Source organism: Alteromonas sp. S015 (genome assembly GCF_036864485.1).
Classification (GTDB): domain Bacteria; phylum Pseudomonadota; class Gammaproteobacteria; order Enterobacterales; family Alteromonadaceae; genus Alteromonas.
Map to the genome: position 1 here is coordinate 38,562 of NZ_JAZETO010000002.1, position 20,830 is coordinate 59,391.

17 protein-coding genes are annotated in these 20,830 nt (G+C 45.4%); 9 read left to right on the forward strand and 8 right to left on the reverse strand.

Annotated features, from left to right (window positions below; all coding sequences use genetic code 11):
• Positions 1–125 precede the first annotated feature (125 nt).
• Positions 126–728: a TIGR04211 family SH3 domain-containing protein gene (locus V7R42_RS04270; protein ID WP_334018975.1), complete on the reverse strand. Its 603-nt coding sequence runs from the start codon at positions 726–728 to the stop codon at positions 126–128.
• 216 nt (positions 729–944) lie between these two features.
• Between V7R42_RS04270 and V7R42_RS04275 the strand changes: the two genes are divergently transcribed.
• Both V7R42_RS04275 and V7R42_RS04280 read left to right on the forward strand, forming a co-directional pair.
• Positions 945–2,450, forward strand: a complete 1,506-nt coding sequence (locus V7R42_RS04275) for a CYTH domain-containing protein (RefSeq protein ID WP_334018976.1) — start codon at positions 945–947, stop codon at positions 2,448–2,450.
• Between the two features lie 76 nt (positions 2,451–2,526).
• Positions 2,527–3,609, forward strand: a complete 1,083-nt coding sequence (locus V7R42_RS04280; RefSeq protein ID WP_334018977.1) for a DNA mismatch repair protein — start codon at positions 2,527–2,529, stop codon at positions 3,607–3,609.
• Positions 3,610–3,637: 28 nt separating this feature from the next.
• Here V7R42_RS04280 and mutH read toward each other — a convergent pair whose 3' ends face one another.
• Positions 3,638–4,315: a DNA mismatch repair endonuclease MutH gene (gene mutH, locus V7R42_RS04285; RefSeq protein WP_334018978.1), complete on the reverse strand. Its 678-nt coding sequence runs from the start codon at positions 4,313–4,315 to the stop codon at positions 3,638–3,640.
• Positions 4,316–4,428: 113 nt separating this feature from the next.
• Between mutH and rppH the strand changes: the two genes are divergently transcribed.
• The 7 genes from rppH (at position 4,429) to V7R42_RS04320 (ending at position 11,915) form a co-directional block, all read left to right on the forward strand.
• On the forward strand, positions 4,429–4,971 hold the full coding sequence (gene rppH, locus V7R42_RS04290) for an RNA pyrophosphohydrolase (protein ID WP_334019363.1): 543 nt from the start codon (positions 4,429–4,431) through the stop codon (positions 4,969–4,971).
• 123 nt (positions 4,972–5,094) lie between these two features.
• Positions 5,095–7,386, forward strand: a complete 2,292-nt coding sequence (ptsP, locus tag V7R42_RS04295; RefSeq protein WP_334019364.1) for a phosphoenolpyruvate--protein phosphotransferase — start codon at positions 5,095–5,097, stop codon at positions 7,384–7,386.
• 3 nt (positions 7,387–7,389) lie between these two features.
• Positions 7,390–8,196 carry a sulfite exporter TauE/SafE family protein gene (locus V7R42_RS04300; protein WP_334018979.1) on the forward strand — a complete coding sequence of 269 codons (807 nt, stop codon included), beginning with the start codon at positions 7,390–7,392 and terminating at the stop codon, positions 8,194–8,196.
• Positions 8,197–8,200: 4 nt separating this feature from the next.
• Positions 8,201–9,013, forward strand: a complete 813-nt coding sequence (gene lgt, locus V7R42_RS04305) for a prolipoprotein diacylglyceryl transferase (RefSeq protein ID WP_334018980.1) — start codon at positions 8,201–8,203, stop codon at positions 9,011–9,013.
• An 8-nt stretch (positions 9,014–9,021) separates the two neighbouring features.
• A complete protein-coding gene (locus tag V7R42_RS04310) occupies positions 9,022–9,855 on the forward strand; it encodes a thymidylate synthase (protein WP_334018981.1) in 834 nt (277 codons plus the stop codon).
• Positions 9,856–9,864: 9 nt separating this feature from the next.
• Positions 9,865–10,935 (forward strand): response regulator, encoded by a 1,071-nt coding sequence (locus V7R42_RS04315; RefSeq protein WP_334018982.1) that lies wholly within the window; start codon positions 9,865–9,867, stop codon positions 10,933–10,935.
• Entirely contained in the window at positions 10,932–11,915 is a 984-nt protein-coding gene (locus V7R42_RS04320) for a sensor domain-containing diguanylate cyclase (protein WP_334018983.1), read from the forward strand. Before V7R42_RS04315 ends, V7R42_RS04320 begins: the two co-directional genes overlap by 4 nt.
• Before the next feature lie 4 nt (positions 11,916–11,919).
• On the opposite strand, the gene V7R42_RS04325 is transcribed toward V7R42_RS04320, so the two are convergent.
• From V7R42_RS04325 to rapA, 6 genes are all read right to left on the reverse strand, one after another.
• A complete protein-coding gene (locus V7R42_RS04325; RefSeq protein ID WP_334018984.1) occupies positions 11,920–14,103 on the reverse strand; it encodes a response regulator in 2,184 nt (727 codons plus the stop codon).
• An 85-nt stretch (positions 14,104–14,188) separates the two neighbouring features.
• On the reverse strand, positions 14,189–15,493 hold the full coding sequence (locus V7R42_RS04330; RefSeq protein WP_334018985.1) for an AmpG family muropeptide MFS transporter: 1,305 nt from the start codon (positions 15,491–15,493) through the stop codon (positions 14,189–14,191).
• 85 nt (positions 15,494–15,578) lie between these two features.
• Positions 15,579–15,902 (reverse strand): hypothetical protein, encoded by a 324-nt coding sequence (locus V7R42_RS04335; RefSeq protein WP_334018986.1) that lies wholly within the window; start codon positions 15,900–15,902, stop codon positions 15,579–15,581.
• Positions 15,903–16,044: 142 nt separating this feature from the next.
• Entirely contained in the window at positions 16,045–16,932 is an 888-nt protein-coding gene (locus tag V7R42_RS04340; protein ID WP_334018987.1) for a DUF3530 domain-containing protein, read from the reverse strand.
• Between the two features lie 152 nt (positions 16,933–17,084).
• Positions 17,085–17,801, reverse strand: coding sequence for a bifunctional tRNA pseudouridine(32) synthase/23S rRNA pseudouridine(746) synthase RluA (gene rluA, locus V7R42_RS04345; RefSeq protein WP_334018988.1), 717 nt, complete (start codon positions 17,799–17,801; stop codon positions 17,085–17,087).
• A 49-nt stretch (positions 17,802–17,850) separates the two neighbouring features.
• Positions 17,851–20,712, reverse strand: coding sequence for an RNA polymerase-associated protein RapA (gene rapA, locus V7R42_RS04350; protein WP_334018989.1), 2,862 nt, complete (start codon positions 20,710–20,712; stop codon positions 17,851–17,853).
• Positions 20,713–20,830: the final 118 nt, after the last annotated feature.

Here is a 20,830-nt window from a genome sequence, read left to right on the forward strand (position 1 = left end):
GCGCATATGCCTCATCAAAGTGTTTGCACTTTGTCACTTCTAATCCATTTACCGAAACGAGTCCAATAAAAAACGCCGATGTTAGCATCGGCGTTTTTTCGTTTTATAGCGTCCAGTTATAAACACTACATCCACTCGCTGCTTCTGCGTTTTCGCTTGGGAAGGTAGGTCAACATTACGCCCAGTAAGATACCCACACCGGCCACCATACCACCGCGTGTAAACCAAGTAACCAGCTCATCTTTATTCGCGCTATCTACTTTGGCGGTGAGACGGGTTATCTCAGAGGCTTGTTCCTCGCTGGTCGTTGTGAGCTTCGATACCTGCTGACGCGAATCGTTTAGCTGCTGGCGAAGTTTTGCGTTTTCAGATTGCGCTGCTTGAAGAGCGTTTTGGCTCTCAGCTAGCTTCTCGCTTATGATAGGTAATTGCTCTGCTTGCGACATGGTATTTGACACAAAGCGGCTTTCAACCCAGCCTTCGCGACCATCGTTGTCGGTAATTTGCGTAAATTCAGCTTCGTTATCGCGGGCAAGCACTGTAATAGGCGTGCCTGCTTCAATTGAGCCTAGTATACGGTAGTTACGACCAGGTCCAGTATGTAGAAAGATAAACAAGTCATCTCTTATGTAATGCGAAGAAGATGCTTCTAAATCAGCGGTATCTTGTAGCGAAAATGCTTGAAAAGAGCATGCAATAAGGGCTGCTGCTAACCACTTTCGAATCATATGAAGTCCAATTTTAGAATTTAAAACGTGAAGATGGTATTGGTTGACCGCGATAAAGGCAAGTTTGTTCCACTTTAGTTTAGGGTCTGTTGACCTTTGATGTACAGAAAAGACCAGCAGGCCCTTATTTAAGCGGCTCGTTTAACAGCGCCAGCATTGCGAAAAGTGAGCGACAAAGGTAAGGTGTCAGCATCATAAGCTGTGCTTAGCGCAACCATGTCAGAAATAGAATTAAAATTTGTAACGGGTGACAACGCTCATCAAGCGTTTACGCAACGTGTACTTCCACTTTTCGAAAAAAACAGTATTCAAGTTAGTTCTCATCGTGAAATGCGCCTTGAGAACGACTATTACGATACGGATAAGCTCGATTTTCAAACCAATAAAATGGGTTTCCGTGTTCGTGGTAACAATGGTGAATACGAACAAACGCTTAAAACAAACGGCGTGGTCAACGGTGGCCTGCACAAACGTATGGAATTCAATGTGAGCCTTGATAATTCAAGGCCCGATCTTACGTTATTTGAAGCCAGCGCCTGGCCCCAAGATTGGGATATAGCAGCCAAAAATGCTCGTCTATCTAAACAGTTTAGTACTCACTTTACTCGAAATGCTTATGTGGTTAGTGTAGATGAAAGTGTGGTTGAAATTGTATTGGATTGTGGTGAGGCAAGTACCGAAAAAGCCAACGCCCCAATAAACGAAATAGAGCTTGAATTGATGTCAGGTGATATCAATAGTTTGTTTTCTTTGGCAGTATTAATAAACAACAACATGCCTGTACGCCTTAGTGACGTATCAAAGGCGGCGCAGGGATATCAATTACTGCACGGCTTTAACGCGAAAGTTCACCATCTGCCAGACTTCCTCGCCTTGGAGGACACGGCTACCACGGAAGAAGCATTCAGTCTCGCGGTCCAAACTGCGCTGGCGCATTGGCAGCATCATGAGCATGTGTTTTGCGAAAGCGGCTCGATAAAAATGCTCGCTGAAGTCGCCAAAAGCGTACGCCTGTTACTTCAGAGTGTGTCGCTCTACTTGCCTGTTCTGCAGTGCCCTGAGCTACTGGCTCTACATAAAAAACTGGTCACCCATGCGCAAAAGTGGGGCTGGCAAGACGACTTACAGAGTTTGCGTTACTTGCTCTCTAAAAAGAGCATGTTTAATAAAACACTCAGCAAACACCCTGCGGTAGTAAGCTACCTGCAGGGACGACAAACGGGCCTAATGCAGGCCCATGAGCCTGAAAAGCTGTTCTTCGATAACGACGCGACAGATATTAAACTGCACGCGATAAGCCTTATTCAAAATAAGCCCTGGCAAAAGGTCGCAACGGGGTTTGATCACCCGGTGCTTGATCATGCAAAAGGCTGGCTGTCGCAAGGTTGGCAAACGGTTCAGCAAAGCATGCCGTTGAGTAAAACTATGGGGCCTGCGAATTACAGCGCAGTAGAAGTTATGCTTAGACAAACACTTTGGAGTGGTTTTTTGCTAGGCGATTTGTTTGTTGAAGAGAGAGGTAATTTTCGCGCGCCATGGTTAGACTTACTCACCGGTATAGATGAGCTGAACGCGCTTCTTATGTTAAGACAGTCTATAGATGATGCGGAAGTAGATGCTCATGACGAGGTGCGCAAATGGACATCAGAAAAGCTCAGTACATTGATTCGCATAATGGAACGAACACGCAAGGTAGCTATGCAGCGTGATATCTACTGGTAGTTGGCTTTTATGTACGCATGATTTCTGTATACATTCACGGTGAGGGCAACTCGAATCTCAAGGATGGAGGACGCTGATGACCTCAGCCATAAATAACTATTTTCTTTACGCACTGCTTGGCCTTTACGCGATTGGCTTTGTGCGTTTGTTTGCGCAAAAAGTCAACTTGAGCAGTGGACGCTGGCTAACGGCAGCATTCTTGTGTTGGCCCGTATTTATGCTGGACGAGTGGCTTCGTATGGCAAACGCCACAGAGCTGGCAGGCATCTATGGATTATCAGAAGTCTTTGCTGTTATTGCTATTACATGTTGTTATCGCGCAATAAAGCCTATGCTGTTGCTTCATCCTACAGCAAGAAAGCGGTTGTGGTGGCCTGCAATGGTGACCGGCGCTTTTCAGTGCACCATTCTTTTTTTACCTGTAGACGACAAGCAGCAATGGCTTTTATCGTCGCCTCACGGGCAACCTCTATTATTGTGGCCCGCTTATATGGCGCCGTTGTTAACAGGGTTTAGTGTGTTGCTTATAGGTATTCTTATTACCGAACATATTCAAATGTACCATAGACACTTGCCAGAGCAGGCCGTGGATATTAAAAACCTGAAAATGCCAAGGTTGGCTGCGGTAATGGGGGGCTTGGTAGGCGTTGCATTTATGAGCATTCTGCTTGTCACGGCCGCGACATTCGGTTTTTTTTCCGTTCCTTTTTGGGAGGAGCTTCACCATCTGATGATTGGGACGGCAATTTTAATCGTATTATTTTCGTTAACTTTTGTACGTCGTACATCTCCGTCACCGCTTGATTATGAACGCTTAGATGATGGCAAAGCAACGCCTTATGAAATTAGTAGTATTATTTCCAAAGCAGAACGCTACACCATAGAGTCAAAGGCGTACAAAGTCTGCTTCCTTACCCTAATTGAGTTTTGCAAAGGCGCGGATATTGACCCCACTTCGCTCGCGTTAGCGTTGCAACTTACTGAAAAGAAGAACTTTAGGCGTTTCATTTTCCACTACCGCTTAGAATACGCTAATAACGTGCTGCTTCGCAGCGACGCTAGACTTGAAGCGGTGGCTAAACGCATGGGAATAAATTCAGAAAAGTTCTTAAGTGAGTATTTTGTAAAGCACGTAGACGCTACTTCGTTAAGAAAATAGAGATGATGTGCAAAGCGTCAAGTAAGCGTTAGCCGCCAAATGCATTTATCAATATTTGGTGAGTAAAGGTTTTGCGCAAATAGAAGCCACGAGGGCGAGTTTTAATGCGTTGACCCTCAGGACCTAACGCATCGGTGAGTACTTTTCCGTTTGCCGCCTTGGGGCGTATATGCAAGGCTTCTCCTTGGCGAGATGTAATGGATTCAATCTGCCCAGTTACAATTTGCTCAATCAGCTCTTCCCAGTCGTGTCTTAGTAACGCATCTTCGCTTTCATTAGGTTGCCAATAAAACCCTGTTGCTACGCGTCTATGAGCTAGCGGAATTGCCCTGTCGCCTTCAATGGGTAGCCACAATACCTGTTGAAGCTTATTTCGCACATTTGATGTTTCCCACGTAATACCGGGCGTTATTAAGAGTGGGGCAAAACATACGTAAGTGGTCTCTAAAGGTGAAAAATGGGCGTCTATAGGGATCGTTTTAAGTTCAATACCAAGTTCAGGAAAGTCCTGTTGAGGCTTTGAACCCGCGCTTGCGCCTAACCATTTTTCAATCAACATCCCCGGCCATCCCTTGTGACGTTGCAAATTAGCCGGTATGGCAACATTCGCCATGTCAGCAAGTTCGCCTAGCGTCAAGCCTGCTATCGCATGACACCGAGCTAAAAGGCTATCTGGAGATGAAGGGGGAGACGTTGGTGGCTGCATAAATACGGCAAATTTCCTGTTCGAAAAGCAAGTGTAAATATTAAGACTATGATTGGAGCATAGTTTGTGGAAGAATGAAAACATATAACAGTATAGTGTGCCCGGGAGTCTATGTGATAGATGCCGATGGATTCCGTGCGAATGTGGGCATAGTGATTTGCAACAAAATGGGTCAAATATTTTGGGCAAGACGTTATGGTCAACATTCATGGCAGTTCCCTCAAGGCGGAATTGATGAAGGGGAATCTGCTGAACAAGCTATGTACCGCGAGCTTCACGAAGAAGTAGGGCTGACACCGAAAGATGTCACTATTTTAAGTGTGACCCGTAACTGGCTTAGATATAAGCTGCCGAAGCGATTAATTCGACAAGGCAGCAACCCTGTTTGTATAGGGCAAAAACAAAAATGGTTCTTGTTGCAGCTCGATTGCAATGAGAGGGACGTTAACGTATTAAAAACAGGTCATCCTGAATTCGATGACTGGAGGTGGGTAAGCTACTGGTATCCCATAAGAAACGTTGTATCGTTTAAGCGTGATGTATACAGACGAGTAATGAAAGAGTTCTCGCCTGTAGTTATGTCTGCGCAGCATCGACCTCAACAGCGCCAAAATGCAGCGCCACATAAACGTGGTAAAAAACGCAGGCGAGGATAAGCGTATGCGAAGTTCAGGTACGCAAAACAGAGGTGTGCAATATTGCGGTGTGCGAAGTAAGCAGCGAGTAAACTGCGAGTAAAAAAGGAAAAGCCGGTGAGCCCTCAGAGCCAGCAAGGAACAATGTTAACCACGTTAAAACGTATCGTGCAGGAAATGAATCAAATTCCTGCTCTCGATACGGCGTTGTTTAGACTGGCTTCTCGAGTTAAGCAGACCTTAGATGTCGACTCATGTTCCATTTATCTTGCCGATTACGATACCCAAGAATTTATCCTTAAAGCCACTGATGGACTACATCCCGATGCAGTCGAGCAGGTACGTATTGGCTTCTCAGAAGGGCTTATCGGATTAGTAGGTCAGCGGGAAGAGCCCCTTAATATTGTTAATGCTCATAGCCATCCTCGATTCAAACATTATCCCGAAGTTCAGGAAGAAAACTATAACGCCTTTTTAGGTACGCCCATTATCAACCAGCGGCGTGTGCTTGGTGTTATTACCCTTCAGCAATCGCAAATGCGACGCTTCAGTGAAGACGAAGAAGCATTCTTAGTCACCCTTGCTGCGCAGCTTGCGTTAGAAATAACCAATGCTGATATTCGTGGGGCTTTGACGCTGTCAAATTCGAATGATAATACTGCGCGGCAAAAAAATGTGCGTGGTATTGCCGGTTCTCCGGGCCTTGCTATTGGCAAGGGAGTGTCACCTGATAAATCTATTAATCTAAAAAACTGGATCGTAAAGCGCACGCAATCCCCTCAAGATCAAATTCGACTGTATCGAAAAGGCGTTGAAGTCACGCGAGGGCATGTCGATGCGCTATCGAAGCGGTTAGATGATGGCATTCCCGATGACGTTAAATCCATTTTTCAGCTATATCATCACCTGCTGGATGCCAACAGTTTAGGGCGGGAAGTAGAAGAAAAAATTCGCCAAGGTTGGGATGCCGCGTCGTCATTGAAAATGGTTGTAGAAGGTTATGCTGCGCGTTTTCAGGCCATGGACGACCCATACATGCAAGAACGTGCCATTGATATTGTCGACTTGTCTGACCGTATTCTTGCTAACATTTTATACGAAGCGAACGGCAAAAAAGCTAACGAAAAAACCATCACAGAAGCCAGTATTCTTGTTGCCGATGAAGTCTCAGCGCCTATGCTTGCTGAATTCCCGCGAGGGAAGCTAAAGGGCATTATTTCTATTCGCGGTTCAAATAACTCTCACGCGGCAATTTTGGCCAGAGCCATGGGCGTGCCTGCAGTTATGGGCTGTCAAAACGTTACGCCAGCGCTACTCGAAGACAAAGAGATTTTGCTCGATGGGTATTCAGGTGAGGTCATTGTATCGCCTGAACGTAACATCAAGTCTGAATTTATACAGCTTATTGAAGAAGAGTCGGCCATCGCAGAGAAAATTGACGCTGAGGCTGATAAACCTTGTGAAAGTGTCGATGGCTGCAGAATGTCACTGTATATCAACGCAGGCCTCTCAGCTGAAGTCGAGCTAAACGCTGAACAAATTGGCGCGGGTGTAGGGCTTTATCGCACCGAGATCCCCTTCATGCTGCGCGAGCGTTTTCCTTCAGAACAAGAGCAAGTAAAGCTGTACCGCCAAGTACTTGAGGCCGCGCCTTCTTTGCCTATCACTATGCGTACTCTCGACGTAGGCGGCGATAAGCCACTACCGTACTTCCCAATTAATGAAGAAAATCCCTTTTTGGGTTGGCGAGGTATACGCCTAACCCTTGACCATCCAGAAATTTTCTTGGTTCAGGTTCGCGCAATGTTGCGTGCCAGTGTTGGCTTAAGCAATTTGCAAATCATGCTGCCTATGATCTCAACTGTATCTGAAGTGCAGGAATCTAAGCGACTAATTAATCAGGCTTTTTATGAAATTTGTGATGAAATTTCGGAATCAGGACAAACGCTAATCAAGCCTAAGTTAGGAATTATGTTAGAAGTACCGTCGGTACTGTATCAGCTACCTCAATTAGCAAAGCATGTGGATTTCTTTTCGGTAGGCAGTAACGATTTGACCCAGTACCTGCTAGCCGTGGATAGAAATAATACGCGAGTGGCAGGGCTCTATAACAGCTATCACCCTGCGGTGTTAGGCGCACTTTACGATGTGGTTCAAAAAGCCAATCAGAGCCAAGTGCCTGTGACTATCTGTGGTGAAATTGCAGGTGAGCCTGCTGGCGCATTGCTGCTCATGGGAATGGGGTATCGCCGTTTGAGCATGAACGGCTTTAACTTAAGAAAAATAAACTGGCTAATCCGAAAAGTCACGCTGGGTGAATGTAAACAGTTATTATCATTGGCACTCACCTCTGTAAGCCAAGAAGAAGTGTTTGTGCACTTGAATCAATATCTTGAAACTAAGGGCCTGGGAGGCCTTATCCGAGCAGGTGCTTAAAAAATGGATGCTTTCGTTGTGATTATTGTCAGTTGTCTGATTTTAGGCTCTGTGGTTGGAATTCTGGCCGGAATGTTAGGGATCGGTGGCGGATTAATTATCGTGCCCGTGCTGTCATACCTGCTTATTCATTTTTTGGGTATGACTACTGAAACCGTAATGCCTGTGGCTATCGCCACCTCTTTGTCTACCATAATCTTTACGGGAATGTCGTCAGCCTTCGCCCATTACAAGCTGGGTAATATTCAAAGACACATTGTGCTTTATACTGGCTTAGGCATTGCGTTTGGTGCATTTGCCGGTGCGCAGGTAGCTAGCCATATTTCGGGTGAATTACTTAAAGATGTGTTTGCCGTGCTGGTTATTCTTATAGCGATACAGATGATATTTGGTAAGCAGAAAGCTTCAGAAAATGAAGCATCGAAAAGTACGCTTGCGGCCGTTGGTGGTGGCGCTGGTTTACTTAGTGCACTTATGGGGATTGGAGGCGGCGCCTTGTTGGTCCCTGCGCTGGTATGGTTTCGTGTTAATGTACGCGCGGCAATTGGCTGTGCCGCTTTTTGCGGACTTATTATTGCCGTTTTTGGTACCACGAGTTTTGTCGTTGCTGGTTACAATGCGACAGATGTACCAGAACATAGTTTAGGTTATGTGTATTTGCCCGCAACAGCTGGTATTGTTGCCACCTCTATGTTTACGGCAAACATAGGGGCAAAGCTTGGGCAGCGGGTAAATGTTCGCGTGTTAAAAGCGATGTTGGCGTGTTTACTGGTTTTGGTAAGCATTAGAATGATTTTAGGAATTGAATAAAGTAATGGAACAGAGCAGTTATCTGGTATTTCCCAGTATCGACCCCGTTATCTTCAGTGTCGGACCATTAAGTGTACGCTGGTACGGCCTTATGTATTTGGTGGGCTTTATCGCCGCTTATTTGTTGGCACAAAAGCGCCTTTCACAAACCACTTGGAGCCGTGAGCAGTTAAGCGACCTGCTTTTTTGGAGTTTTGTGGGCGTAATCCTGGGTGGCCGCATAGGCTATGTACTTTTTTATCAGTTTGGCATGTTCCTCGACGATCCTTTGTATCTATTCAAAATTTGGGCTGGCGGCATGTCTTTCCACGGTGGGCTTTTAGGGGTGCTAACAGCCTTATTCTGGCGCGCCAAGTGTATGAATACCACCTTCCTTCGTTTAGGTGATTTCGTTGCCCCGCTAGTCCCTATTGGCTTAGGTGCTGGTAGAATTGGTAACTTCTTAAACGCTGAACTTTGGGGGCGCAGCACTGATGTACCTTGGGCGGTCATTTTCCCTAACGCGGGTAATATTCCTCGGCACCCGTCCCAATTATACGAATTTGCGCTTGAGGGCGTACTACTCTTTATTATCCTATGGCTTTATTCTGCCAAAAAGCGTCCGGTAGGGGCAGTCAGCGGCTTGTTCTTACTTGGTTACGGAACCTTCCGATTTGTCGTAGAGTACTTCAGAGAACCCGATGCACATATTGGCTTATATCAAATGGGACTAAGCCAAGGGCAACTTCTTTGTTTACCTATGATAGCTTTAGGAATAGGATTAATAGTCCGTGCTTACATGCGCGGAAAAGACCATGTTGAACAGCAAAAAATATAAGAATAACGATGAAAGAATATCTCGCATTAATGCGCCATGTACGTGATACGGGTGTGAAAAAGGAAGATCGAACTGGTACAGGTACGTTAAGTGTATTCGGCTATCAGATGCGTTTTAATTTACAGGAAGGTTTCCCCTTGGTGACAACAAAGAAGTGTCACCTTAAATCCATTATTCACGAATTACTTTGGTTTCTTAAAGGCGAAACAAACATCGCTTATTTGAAAGAGCACGGTGTGAGTATTTGGGACGAGTGGGCTACCGAAGAAGGCGAGCTTGGTCCGGTTTATGGACATCAGTGGCGTAGCTGGGATCGCGGTGATGGCACCTCGGTAGACCAAATTGCCGAGGTAGTAGAGCAAATTAAAAACAATCCAGACTCTCGCCGACTTATCGTTAGCGGCTGGAACCCTGCGGTACTCCCTGATACCAATTATTCTCCTAAAGAAAATGCAGCGATGGGCAAGCAAGCACTACCTCCTTGTCATACGCTTTTCCAGTTTTACGTACTTGACGGTAAGCTTAGCTGCCAACTTTATCAGCGTAGCGGCGACATTTTCTTGGGCGTGCCATTCAACATTGCAAGCTACGCCCTGCTAACAATGATGATGGCCCAAGTGTGTGACCTGGAGCCTGGGGATTTCATCCATACTTTAGGTGACGCGCACCTGTACTCAAATCATCTTGAACAGGTAGAGTTGCAGCTTAGTCGCGAACCGTTTGAGCGTCCAACTATGAAACTTAATCCAGAGATTAAGGATATTTTTGGGTTCTCTTTCGACGACTTTACGCTTAAAAACTACCAGTCTCACCCACACATTAAAGCCCCTGTTGCCATATAGGGCGTTACCATGAGTACTCCGATATTAATATGCGACGATTCAGGTTTCGCTAGGCGTCAGATGGCGCGCAGTTTACCTGATGGTTGGGACGTAAATATTTCTTTTGCCGAGAACGGTGAGCAAGCTCTGAAGCTCGTTCGCGAAGGTAAAGGTGATGTGGTGTTCCTCGACTTGAACATGCCGGTGATGGATGGATATCAAACCATGCAAGCTATTCGCCAACAGGATCTTCCTTGTTTGGTGCTAGTGGTTTCCGGTGATGTGCAGGCGCAAGCGCGGGAGAGAATGCTTGCTCTTGGCGCTTTGGACTTCATACGAAAGCCAATTGATAATGAGAAGCTCAGCCACATCTTAGCCTCGTACGGGATTTACAGTGGCGAGAGTCATTCTTCAGGTGCGAGCTTACAAAAAGCACAAGACGACAGCGGCGCGAATGCAGTTTTAGTCAAGCGCCAAATGAGCAAAGAAGATCAATTAGACGCATGTCGTGAAATGGTTAATGTTGCCATGGGAAGAGCGGGTGAAGACCTAGCTCAACTCTTAGGTGAATTTATTGATTTACCCATACCCAACGTTAACTTAATCGAAAGTAACGAACTGTCTATGGCGATTGCAGAAATTAATCGTAACGACAGTGTCTCAGCAGTATCAAAGGGCTTTATTAGTGAAGGGATATGTGGCGAAGCGCTGGTAATCTTTAACGATACAAACTCCCAAAACATTGTTGAATTGTTAAAATATCCACCGTCGGCCTCGTCTGATAAATTAGCGCTAGAAGCGCTAATGGATGTTTCAAATATTCTTATCGGTGCCTGTTTAAATGGTTTATCTGAACAATTAAATGTGGCCTTTAGCCATACACATCCCGTGCTACTGGGACAGCATCAAGGTTTATCTACGCTTTTAAGTGATAATGTGCAGCGCTGGGGTAAACTAATGGCTATCGAAATAGGTTATGCAATTAAAGCCAGAGATATTTCATTCGACCTATTGCTGCTATTCCCTGGTGACGCCGTGAATCACATTTACGCTAGGTTGCTCGACGATGACGCTGCGACACAAGACAAGGATAGTCTATGAATACGCAAACAGAAGACCTCTCCACAGACGCTTTAGTTAATTCATCACAAGTACCCGCAGAGCTTCTCGACTCAATTGAGGTGGGCATTGCGGTGCTAGATCGCAACTTCAATGTTCAAGTGTGGAACAAGTTTCTTGAAAACTATGGTGCAAAAAAAGCGGAAGCAATCATTGGAGACACTCTCTTTTCCCATTTCCCGGAAATAGAAGAAAAATGGCTAAGAACCAAAGTTGATCCCGTATTTAACTTAAATAGTCCTGTATTTATTATTTGGGAACAGCGTCCTTATTTGTTTAAGTTTGGCTGTAATCGTCCTGTCACCGGCGCTGCAGAGTTTATGTACCAGAATGTAACTATGTTCCCTATTGTCGACAAGCGCGGTAATGCAGAGCGGTTTTGCATGCTTGTTTACGACGTTACCGAGCAGGCACTTGGTAAACTTGGAATGGAGCAATTAAACGAAGAGCTGAAGACAGCAAGTCGTATGGATGGCCTTACAGGACTATTTAATCGTCGTTATTGGCAGGAACGCTTTGATGAGATGCACAAACTTTGCGTACGCAGAGAAAAGCCAAGTACTGCGCTTATGCTTGATATCGACCATTTTAAGCGAATTAACGATACATACGGCCATCAAGCAGGGGACAAGGTGATTAAGAAGTTAGCAGCGCTGATTAAGCGCTGTGTAAGGGAAACCGACCTTGCTGGGCGTTATGGCGGCGAGGAGTTTGCCATTATTCTTAATGACTCTTTGGTCGAAGATGCAAAGATCGTTGCTGAGCGCATCCGTCAATTCGCAGAACGCTTAGTTGTTGAACACGAGGGTGAGTCGATAAGCTTTACAGTTAGTTTAGGGCTAGCACAGTTTTCTCCTGGCTTTAAAGGAGCGATGGCATGGCTTGAATGCGCCGATCAGGCGCTTTATAAAGCAAAAGAAAATGGCCGAAATCAATATTGTATTTGGGCTCCCAACAGCTAGTAGGCTAAAGAGCCAGACGTAAGGTGTTTTTTAGCTCTTGAAAAGTAACGGGCTTTACCAAATGGTAACGAATGCCTGCCTGCAAAGACGCTTCTTTATCATTCCTGTGAGCATTGGCGGTAAGCGCGATGATAGGGAGATCAGGGCGCCCTTCTTTCATTATTTTAGCGACTTCCAAACCGTTAATGTCCGGCAAGTTGATATCTAGTAACACACAGTCAAACGCACTCTCACTTACTCTAATTATCGCATCGTCTCCAGTATAACTCACGGTGACTTGGTGGCCCATACATTGAAGCATATACCCAACCATTTCGGCATTAATGGGCTCATCTTCCACCAGTAATACGTTGGCTTTTTTCTCGGCTTCGATAACTTTTGCGTTACTTGCGGTGAGGTGATGTAGCGCATCTACAAACCTGTTTCTATCGATAGGTTTAACAAAGCTCTGATAGATGGGTAATTCACTATTGGCAATAATATTGGCAATATCTGGCGTCGCTGATAGTACAATTACTGGCGGTACCCGTTGCCCAAAAATCGCTTTGAGCGTCCTCACCAGTTCAAGACCATTCATGCCCGGCATATATAAATCGGCAATGATACCTGAAAACTGGAGTGTTTCTTCATGCAGGTTAAGCAAGTTTGCGCCAGATGAAAATGTGCGCGCACCAAAGCCTTCTTTTGTAATAATTGACTGTAAGTGCAGCCGTGATATCTCCAAATCGTCTACCACAGCGAAAGTGGCATTAGACGGTGCTGAATTCGTAGCAGTAAGGTCTTCAACGGGTTTTAGAGGCACTGAAACTTTAAATTCTGAGCCAACGCCCACGGTACTTGAAACCTGCAGTGAACCGCCCAGCTTATCGATACTGCGTTTAGCGACAGATAAGCCAATGCCTGCTCCAGGGTACCGCTGTCCAGTTGAATGCTCACCGCGATAGAAGCGTTCAAACATCCGTTTTTGCGTCGCTTCATCAATACCTATTCCTGTATCACTGATAATGATGACAAGAAAAATACCTTGGTTTTTTACCAGCGTAGTGACAGTGACATCGATCAGACCGTTGGCCGTAAATTTAACAGCATTGTCAAGTATGTTCGTCACCACTTTCGAAAGAGCCATAGCGTCAGTTTCTGCGTATTGCGGCACACTGTGACTACAGTGCATATTAAACTCAATCTTCTTATCTTTTACTCTTACAGAAAACGGCGAGATACATTCGTCAAGCAGGCTGATTAAATCAACATCTGAAAGGTGTAAGTCGTCTTCGATGTTATTGGACAACACCTCGGTAAGGTTGTTGGTTAGATTGAGGAGTCGGTAGCTTGATTGCTCGGCCTGTTGAATTAGCCTGCCACGTTGATCTTCCATGTTAGGAATAAGTTCTAGGGCACTAATAATTGCGCTTATTGGGGCTCTGAATTCATGACTAATAAGTTGTAGAAACCTTTTGTTTTGCAAATCCCGTTCGTCATCTACGACGGAGAGCCTCAGCTTAGATCTTGCAAACTTTTTAGATATTTTCTGTGTATTACTCTTGTTGAAAAGCCATACAATGAAATACCAAATTACAACAAAAATTGCGCCCGAGACGGTAGTGAGCAACATTTTATGACGCAAACTCTGTATGCTAAGGAGCATTGCATTTTCTTTTGCCTGTATCGCTTTAAACATAGGGAAAAGACTGAAGTGCAGTTGAATATATTGGGTGGCGTCGGCTACCGGTACTTCAATAAGCGTGTAGAGTAGGTCTAGCGTTGTTGTAGTGATACGTTTCGCGGATGCACTATTGAGACTTTCCTGTGCTCTCAAAAAGTCTTCTTGCGACAAAGCAGTGGGCACGACATCAAGGTTTTCATGGTTGCGCACATATTCGGATATACCTTGAAAAGTAACCTGTAGCTCTAGCTTTAGCCCAGTATAAGGAATAGCCTCAGGGAACGGGCTGTTCTCAATTTGAATTTTAAACTGATTGATACGGGACTCCGTAGCGAGAATATTATCCTCTAGATAACTTTGATGCTTCAAGGTTTCAATCAGTGCCTGTTGCTTGCTCATTAGCGCGATTAAAACCACGATGACTGTGATCGCGATAAGCAGCGCTGTAACATTCACTTTCGAAGATGCGAATGTACGCGAGATTGATGATTTGCGCTGCGACTGGCCAGCCGGGTTTGAGCTCAACGTTCATCCTTGCAAGTATATTGCGGTAGAGTCACTTACCTTAAATGTAGGCAACTCACGTTAACTTGCAAGGAAGTAGAGAAAATTACGCAGATTCAACGCGCTTTATGTGGTGTCTGATAGAATATAAGAAGTAAAGGCTTGGAATTACCATAACGGCAGTGAGAATAAAGAACAAGCTCCAATTCCCTTCAAGGCTATCTACTACAAAGCCGCTGCTAGAGGCAACCAACGTTCTGCCTGCTACACTCAAAGAAGCCATGAGAGCGTATTGGGTTGCACTGAACGCTCGATTGCATAAAAGTGAAATGAAAGCGACCATCGCAACCGTGCTCCAAGCACCTGTAAAGCCATCGACAATAACTGTCACGGCTAAAAGCGACGTGGAAGGGCCTGTTTGCGCAATTAGTGCAAACAACAGGTTTGACGCAGCCATGGCGACACCCGCAGTCATTAACCCACGGTAAATACCGTAGCGAATATTAACCAATCCACCTAACAGTGAAAATACAATCGTTACCCACCAGTTAAGTAGCTTTGAGTAAGTGGCTATATCACTATTGGAAAAGCCAATTTCTTTGTAGAAAACGATACTCATTCTACCTAGAAAGGCTTCACCGATTTTAAAAAGAAAAATAAACAATAAAAATGATGCTGCTAATTTAACGCCATTTCTATTGAAAAATTCGGCAAATGGCGTGACCAAGGTAGTTTGTAACCAGTGAAGAACAGGTGATGTTCCCGCCTCGACAGCAGTTATCTTTTTGAGTAGTGCGTCTCTATCTATGTGTGGCTCTTTTGCCAAACAAGTAGCGCACATCAACAGAGCCATAATAACACTGAGTAATAGATAAATGTTAGGCCAGGTCCAAGAAGTAAGGTCAGCCAGAAAGAATGGAATAGCACCAAGCCCGCCATAGCCTGTCCACCATCCAGCGGTGGCTACTGAAGAAGCCGCAGACATACCGTCTTTATCGTTTTGGGCAATACAGTCAATGCGAAAACCATCAATGGCAATATCTTGTGTGGCTGACGCAACGGCTATGAGCAGCCCAATTAAAGCGACATAAAACAAATCTTGGTCTGCGGTGAGTTGAGACATAACAAAACACAGTAAAACTACACAGCCTTGCATAGCGAAAATCCAACCGCGCCGTTGCCCTAATAAAGGAGGCTTGATTTTGTCAACAAGGGGAGACCAGAGAAAATTAAATGAATAAGTTGCGAAAATAATGCCGAATAAGCCAATGGCCGAGCGAGACAAGCCTTCATCTTTAAGCCAAGCGGATAACACTGAACCAATCATGATCCAAGGAAAGCCACTGGAAATGCCGAAGAGAAAAATGCTGAGATATCGTTTGTCGTTGAACGTTTTTAATGCGTTAAGCAAAACTGCGGCCTTAGGCTAGAATACAAAAGCTTATTGAGCCACGAACCACAGTGATAAGCAATAACGCGTTAAAGTGAAAGTGTTACTACGGACGAATACCGACGCAGTCAAGTGGACAGTGACCCAAACCTTCAAGGAATTGTACGCAGTTGTTTAGTTCATCTACAAGGAACTGATCGTTAATCAGCTTGTCTTCATTCCAGTAGTGAACTTGGTGAAGTAGGTGCCAAAAAACCCGTTCTTTTTGTGTATAGGGCTGGGTTAAGGTGCAATTAATTTGACCCCATTCTTCCATACTATCCCAAAAAAACAGCTCGATTTCCTCGATAGGAAGTTCACCTTGCCAAAAAGCTCTCAAATAGAAACATAGCTGCTTTGCTTTGTTATCTACGAAATCTTGAACACTCACAAATAACTCAACCGTTTATGTTTACTGAAAGTATTATAGTTCATAACCATTCAACTGCTTAAGGCAGAGGCTTGCTATTTACATTATTAAATGTAGGTAATGGATTTGGATATTATTTAAGCGTAATGGGTTAACGAGAGAATTACCAGCCTAGGTGACGCGTCCAACCGATAGTGCTATTTGCAACCATTTGAATATAAGGGGAATTTTGAAACTCCTTTATACTAAAGGCTAATAAGTTTTTTGGGATAATTATTTGCCGATAGTGAATTTTTAGCGCGTTTTTTGCGCTCACTTTCCGTTTTTGTGTAGTGCTATTCGCCCAATCGTTAAATCCACTTAGGGACAAATCTAAAATCGGAAAAGTGGAGCGCGCTATATTATCTATAACTAATGTATTTGTTGATGCTTCAGGCCAAAAAGGTGAAATTGCGACGAATGTGTCTGGGTGAAGTTGAGGCTGTTGCTCAACCACAGACAAGTAAGTTGTGGCAAGCATGCCTTGTGCGATAACCATACGGTAGCCTGAACTATTTTGTAGATAATTATCCAATGCGTTGAGCTGTAAGTTCATCGCCGACGTTGCCGATTCAAAACTAAGATACTGCGTAAGTTGATTGCTTCTGGGGTGAATATTGAAAGCTGACATTGACGCAGTTTCAGGATCTGAAGACACGGTGTCTGTCGATTCTTCAGGTGGACTTTGTTGTTTAACCGCATTAACGGGCAGATTGAATGGGCTTATCACTACATTCCAGCCCTTTTCGGCAAGTATGCTGGCTAAACTATCTCCCTGTGCGAGAGTCAGACTAGAGGGAAATGCTTCAGTGAGAATGATAGCAACGCCCAAAGGTAACGGTGTTTGAGCTTCAACTTCAATAATGGGGGTTTCTACTTCCCCAACCATCAAGGGTTTAACTTCTCCAGGTAGATAGGCGTGACTAACATCTGTGAAAAAGTCACAGTGCGCTGTGATAGGCAGCAGCGAAGCAATAACTGAAAATATTAAAGGGAGAGCGTGCCTTTTCATAAAAAAGTGGTTTGCCTTTACCTAAATCTGGAATCGTGCGTTCTGGATCGCATCAATTCAATTCATACATCAAGCCTTACACTAGAGGTTATCGGCAGGTTGTTTCCAAACTAAAATGAAGTCTCATGAAAATGTTGATTAGCGCTAAAACGCTATTCAACATTTAAAGCAAGTGCGTTGGGACGATATTGGCTAAAAGGGATTGGAATTTGGAAGTGCTGCCAGTGCCCATGTGTTGGATGTGAAAAACTTAAGCTTTCCGCATGAAGCTGTAAGCGAGATGCCATGGATAACGCTTCTTCGTGGGCATAGAGTCTATCCCCCAAAATAGGATGACCCAAGGCTAGCATATGAACACGCAGTTGGTGAGAGCGCCCGGTGATGGGATAAAGGGCAACTAAAGAGTAGGGCAGCCCTTTGTCATCTTGCGTGCGTTCGACAACATCGAAGTGCGTCACTGCTTTTTTACCGCGCTCGAAGTCTACCATTTGCTTTGGCCTGTTTGGCCAGTCGCAAATGAGTGGAAGGTTAACCTCTCCGCTGTCTTGTTCTACATGCCCATGTACACGGGCGAAGTAGCGCTTTTTAGTTTGACGGAGCTCAAATTGTTTTGATATATGACGGTGGCTATCTTTATTAAGTGCCAGCACTAAAATACCCGATGTCGCCATGTCTAAGCGATGCACTACCGTGGCGGTGGGATAGACGCGATTCACTCGGCTAATCAGCGAATCGCGGTGCGCTAGTGCTTTCCCCGGAACGCTCAATAGCCCGCTAGGTTTATGCGCAACCACCATATCCTCATCTTGATACAAAATATCAAGATAAGGTGTCATCGGTGGGTTATAGACAAAACTTGGGTTCGCCATTATGTACTCGTTACTTCACAGACGCTTTTGAATGTTTAACCTTTTAAGGTTACGGGTTATTTACCACAATGCGAATGGCGTCTAGCTGAACGTCAGCTTCTTGAATGACTTTATCTAGTGCATTCATTTGTGTTTCGATAAACTCAATTTCGCTGTCGCGAACAGCTGGATTACGCTTTTGAAGGTCTCGTAAACGCTGTATTTCTTCATTGAGCGTGCTATGCATGCTGCTAAGTGCATCGTGCTGTTTTTGGTTAGCTTCCTGGTGGGCAAGCTTACGCGCTTTTTCAATAGCAAGCTCAAGCGGTTGCTGTAAGGCTTTTAACAACTGAGCCGAGATCTTTCGTCCAATCTTACGCTTAACGTCGAAGCTTAACTCAGACGGATTCCCTTGTGCGTCTAAACAAACTCGCACAGGCGTTTGCGGTAAGAAGCGACCTAACTGAAGCGCTTTAGGCGCTTGCGCCTGCAGCACAAACAGCGTTTCTATCCAATAAGCGCCTTTTGGCAAAGAAGGCTCGGCAATAAAGCCCATGCTGCTTTTCCCGTGTACGTCAGTAAGTACTACGTCAATAGCGGTATGCACAAGTGGATGATCCCAACTTAAAAACTGCACGTTTTCTAGCGTGGTGGCAACACGGCGCTTGTAAGTGACTGTCATGCCTTCTGGGTCAAGACCTGGAAGCTGGCTCACCATCGACTCGGTTGGCATGAGAATAAAGCAGTCATTGCCTTTTTCATCCTGCTGAACACCAATAGCATCGAATACACGACCCATAAAGCGCGACAAATCTTGTTCGCTATCAAGGGTAATAATGTCTTCAAGCAGTTGTTCTACGCGGCCTTCACCCGAGGCATTAAGCTCTAGAAGACGATCGCGACCGGCTTCAAGCTGCGCCACTAGCTGGCTATTAAGCGTAACACTCATGTTAACTAGCTCGTCACGCGCGCTCATATCGTTAGGGTGTAAGCAGGCACCAATAAGCAAAGGCTTAACGTCATCGAATACGCCAGAGCCCGTGGGACAGGTCTTTTCGAAGGCATTCAGCCCTTCGTGATACCAATCTAGTAATACGTGCTGCGCGGTTTTCGCCAAATACGGCACGTGAATTTGTACGGTTTGGGTTTGACCAATACGGTCAAGACGACCAATACGTTGTTCAAGCAGATCTGGCGTAATAGGCAAATCGAACAGCACCAAATGGTGAGCGAACTGGAAGTTACGGCCTTCGCTACCAATTTCACTACACAGTAGAATTTGTGCGCCGTCTTCCTCATCGGCAAAATAATGGGCCGCCTTGTCGCGCTCCACAATGCTCATGCCTTCGTGGAATACACTGTGGCGAATTCCGGTTTGCGTGCGAATAACCTCACCTAACTCTTGCGCTGTACGGGCGCTTGCGCAAATAAGCAGAATCTTTTCTGGCTTAACGCTTTGCATGAAATCAAGCAGCCATTCAACGCGCGGGTCTTGCTTGGTCCAGCTGTTAACCACGCTTGCCATACGTTCAGGGTACAGTGAATAGGTTAAGTCGCCGCCGCTCACTGCATCTGAATAAACCTCAGGCAAAGCCAGTTCATAAGCGCTTAATTTACGCTCCGGAAAGCCTTCGATATTGGCGCGGCGGTTTCTAAACAACATACGACCTGTACCGTGACAATCGATAAGCTGGTGCAGCAATGCATGGCGATGTTCCGGCGAGCTTAAATCACCCGCATGTTCCATTACGTCAGGCGCGAATTCAGCAAGTTTGCTACGCTGTTTGTCGTTAGGCTCGGCGTCTGAAAGTAATGGCGCTACCGCATCGGCCAGCTGGCTGTATTTCGATTCTTCATCTAAGAATGCATCGTAGCTATGGAAGCGGGCCGGGTCGAGCAGGCGTAAGCGGGCAAAGTGGCTTTCGTGACCAAGTTGGTCAGGCGTTGCGGTTAGAAGCAGTACGCCAGGTGTTTGGTTGGCTAGCGCTTCTACACACAGGTATTCGGCAGAGGGAGCCTCACTTGACCACGCAAGGTGATGGGCTTCATCGACAACCATTAAATCCCATCCTGCAGCTTGAATTTGCTGCTGGCGTTTTTCGCTCTTGCTTAGGAAGTCGATACTACAAAGTACCAGCTGGTCGTTTTCAAATGGATTCACAGCGCTCGCGTCAGACGTTTCGTCATCTTCTAAGCCTTCGCTTTTCTCAATTGCTTCGCAACGACTCTCATCGTAAATGGCAAAAGGAAGGTTAACGCGGCGAAGCATTTCAACTAACCATTGGTGCATGAGCGAGTCTGGAACCAAAATAAGCACGCGTTCTGCACGGCCTGTTTTAAGCTGCTGGTGGATAATCAACGCGGCTTCAATGGTTTTACCCAGACCTACTTCATCGGCAAGCAATACGCGAGGTGCATGTCTGCCGCCTACCTCTGACGCAATGTGGAGCTGGTGCGGAATAAGCGATATGCGCGCACCTGCAAGGCCGATAGTGCTTGAACGCAGGTAATCGTATTGATGATCTAGAGCACGTTCGCGTAAGTCGAACCATTTAGGGTTGTCTAATTGCTGGCTAAACAGACGCTTTTCAGGTTGGTTCAAGCGAATATGGCTGTCTAGCATGGTTTCAGGTAATCGCGCTTGCGCTTTGGTGTCTTCGCGAAGCCCGTGATAGATGAAAAGATCTTGGCTTTCTTCTTTTTCTGTAATGGTCATTTCCCAGCCGTCTTGGCTTTTGACCGTTTCGCCAATTTCAAAAATTAGTCGCGTAAGCGGGGCGTCTTGTTTAGTGTACTTTCGCGCTTCGCCTGTTGCCGGATACAACACTTCAACTGAACGGAAGTCGCTACCAATAACGACGCCTAACCCCAGCTCTATTTCTGTGTTGCTTAACCAACGCTGACCAACTGAAAATTGACTATCTGAACTCATAAATCACCAACCTATTTTTCGGGGGGCGGTATTGTACGCATTGCGTTGTGATAAGTCATTAATACTAGCTCATTTGATTTACGGTTGCAGGTGGGGGCGTGATTGAGTACCTATGCCT